We start from the raw sequence: 3218 nt of genomic DNA on the forward strand, positions 1-3218 counted from the left end.
GCAGGGCGTCAAGGTGTCGGGCAAGACCGTCACCATCGGCGCCGCCACCACGCATCACGCCGTTGCCAATGACGAGAAGCTGAAGAAGGCCTGTCCGGCGCTTGCCCATCTGGCGTCACTGATCGGCGATCCGGCGGTGCGCCATAAGGGGACGATCGGCGGCTCGATCGCCAACAACGACCCGGCGGCCGATTATCCGGCGGCGCTGCTGGCGCTGGGCGCCACCATTATCACCAACAAGCGCGAGATCGATGCCGACAAGTTCTTCAAGGGTCTGTTCGAGACCTCGTTGAAGGAAGGCGAGATCGTCACCGCCGTCACCTTCACCGCGCCGGCCAAGGCGGCCTATGAAAAGTTCCGCAATCCGGCATCGCGCTACGCCATCGTCGGCGTGTTCGTTGCCAAGGGCAAGGATGGCGTCAGCGTCGCCGTCACTGGAGCCGGCGATGACGGCGTCTTCCGCTCGAAGGAGATCGAGGCAGCATTGGCCAAGAATTTCGCGGCCTCGGCACTGGAAGGTGTGAAAGTGCCGGCGAAGAATCTGATGACCGACATCCATGCCTCGGCCGATTATCGCGCCAATCTGATCGCGGTGATGGCCAAGCGCGCGGTTGCGGCAGCCAACGCCTGAGAAACTGTTTGGAAACTCTACTCCGGCGGCCATCTGATGGCGTTTTCTGTGCTTCCGGTGCTCACGTACCAAAAGTACGCTCCGCTCCGGTTCTCGAAACCACCACCATATGACTCGCCAGGGCGAGTTTCGAAACAGTTTCTAATACGATCGGTCGCAGACAAGGAAAGGGGGCCTCCGTGGCCCCTTTTCTCGTGCGGCGGCCTGCATCCGTTCAGTTGCTGATGGAATCGCTGCCGCACTGCTTGAAGCAAATCCCCGCCGAGCCGGAGGCCGGACCTGATCCGGCAGCAATCTCGCACTTGCACAAATTCATATTGCACTGCAATATGGACTGGGCGGGAATGCGAGCTGGGTTCGAAATGTACCGTCGTACCCTTCGCATACCTATTGCGAGAGGATCGGCATGACCGACATTTCCGCGACGCATGTCGTTCCGTCCCGATCCGCCGCCGACAGATCAACCAGAACAAGACTGGCCTATCTCGACGGCTGGCGCGGGCTTTCGATCGCGCTGGTTCTGATCGGCCATTTCTTTCCGGTTCCGGGAATCAATCTTGGCGTGCTGGGCGTCGAATTCTTCTTCGTGCTCAGCGGCCGGCTGATGGGCGAGATCCTGTTCATCGAACGCTACCCGCTGAAAAAATTCTTCAAACGCCGCTTCTCCCGCATCTATCCGGCTCTTCTGGTCTTCGTAGTCGTCGCGATGATCGCGCTCTCCGGCACGTTCCTCGCCTTCAAATGGAAGGCCGCGCTGACGGCGCTGACATTCACCTACAATTATGCCGGCATTCTCGTGGCTCGGGCAGGGGCGCTCGACCATATCTGGTCGCTCTGCATCGAGGAGCACGCCTACATCATCCTGGCGCTGATCAGCGTCATCGTCTCAAGTCGCTCTCGCGTGGTCGTGCTGCTCCTGGCGCTGGCCTTGCTGGCCATGGCCAATGGCGCGGTTTCGTACTGGGTCTTGGGGATGGACTACGAAACCACTTATTGGCGCACGGATGTGCACATCGCGTCGATCCTCCTGTCGGCTTCGATCTGCCTGCTCAAGGCCGACGGCAGGCTGCCGGCGTTTTTGAGAGGCAAGCATGTGGCCCTGGTGGCAACGGTCTGTGCCGTTGTCCTGTTCCTGGATCGGGTGCCGACGCCGATGCACTATCTCTTCGCGGTGCCGCTGCTGGCTCTGGCCGTCAACGCACTCGATTTCAGCCCACGGTATTTTTCCGGATTGCTGTCGTCCTGGCCGATGGCGACGCTGGGGCTGTGGTCGTACTCGCTCTATTTATGGCAGCAGCCGTTCTACAAATTCGTCTATGAGCAAGGCAGCGCGCCGATACCGATGCTGGCCGCGGTCTTCGCTTGCGCGGCCTGCAGCTACTACCTCATAGAGCGCCCGGCGCGCGAATGGCTCAACCGCAACTGGTGAATGCCGTCGTGCCCGGCCAGATGATCGTGAGTGCAGGTGGAGGGATCGTGCTTCGTAAGCAGACGATCCATTAATTGTTTCTAATCTAACTTTCGGGAAAGCAATGACCTGCTTTCCGATCTGGGCCAGTCTCATTAGACATTGGTCTTATGGCAGGCATTCCTTATTGCCTCGCCGGCTTACCCGCCTAGTTTGTTCGCAGGACACATCTGAGAAGATGGTTCGAAGACGCATCTGGGAGGATGGAATGGATACGACCGGGGAAAGGGCGGGCGGCTGGCTCGACCGCTCACGCACCGTCGCCGAGCCTGGCTTCAGCAGGTGGATGGTGCCGCCGGCGGCGCTCTGCATCCACCTTTGCATCGGCCAGGCCTATGCGTTCAGCGTTTTCAACTTGCCGATGTCTAAGCTGATCGGCATCACCGACTCGGCGCCCGACGACTGGAAATTGACCGGCCTCGGCTGGATTTTCTCGATCGCGATCCTGTTCCTGGGCATTGCGGCGGCGTTCGGCGGCGGCTGGCTGGATCGCGTCGGTCCGCGCAAAGCCATGGTCGCTTCTGCCTGTTGTTTCGGCGGCGGCTTCATTGTCTCGGCGCTCGGCGTCTATCTGCACCAATTGTGGATCATCTATCTCGGCTACGGCGTGCTGGGCGGCATCGGTCTCGGCCTCGGCTATATCTCGCCGGTCAAGACGCTGATCACCTGGTTTCCGGACCGGCCGGGCATGGCAACCGGCATGGCGATCATGGGCTTCGGCGGCGGCGCCTTCATCGCCTCGCCGCTGTCGGTTTATCTGATGAAGCTGTTTTCGACGCCTGAGCACATCGGCGTCGCCGAAACCTTCCTGGTGCTGGGCATCGTCTATTTCGTCTTCATGCTGATCGGCGCCGTTATCGTCAGGGTGCCGCCGGAGGGCTGGAGGCCTGCCGGATGGACGCCGCCGGCGGCACAGAATGCGATGGTGACGACGTCCAATGTCCATCTCGACGATGCGTTGAAGACGCCGCAGTTCTGGCTGCTGTGGGGCGTGCTGTGCCTTAATGTGACGGCAGGGATCGGCGTGCTCGGCCAGGCCTCGGCGATGAGCCAGGAGATGTTTCCGGGACGCATCACGCCTGCCGCTGCCGCCGGCTTCGTCGGCCTGCTGTCGATCTT

General features: G+C 60.9%; 3 protein-coding genes. All 3 read left to right on the forward strand.

Annotated elements, in window-relative coordinates; translation table 11 throughout:
• On the forward strand, positions 1–631 hold a 631-nt coding region (locus EN932_RS32255; RefSeq protein ID WP_128369370.1), incomplete at its 5' end, for an FAD binding domain-containing protein.
• A 406-nt stretch (positions 632–1037) separates the two neighbouring features.
• Positions 1038–2060, forward strand: a complete 1023-nt coding sequence (locus EN932_RS32260) for an acyltransferase (RefSeq protein WP_013531268.1) — start codon at positions 1038–1040, stop codon at positions 2058–2060.
• A 247-nt stretch (positions 2061–2307) separates the two neighbouring features.
• The coding region (locus EN932_RS32265; RefSeq protein ID WP_128369371.1) for an OFA family MFS transporter at positions 2308–3218 on the forward strand (911 nt) is incomplete at its 3' end.

The sequence above is a fragment of the Mesorhizobium sp. M7A.F.Ca.US.002.01.1.1 genome (genome assembly GCF_004022955.1).
Taxonomy (GTDB): Bacteria; Pseudomonadota; Alphaproteobacteria; order Rhizobiales; family Rhizobiaceae; genus Mesorhizobium; species Mesorhizobium ciceri.

Excerpts from the sequence above, each read along its gene's own strand:
- EN932_RS32260 (WP_013531268.1), top strand. The coding sequence starts at position 1,038 with ATGACCGACATTTCCGCGACGCATGTCGTTCCGTCCCGATCCGCCGCC.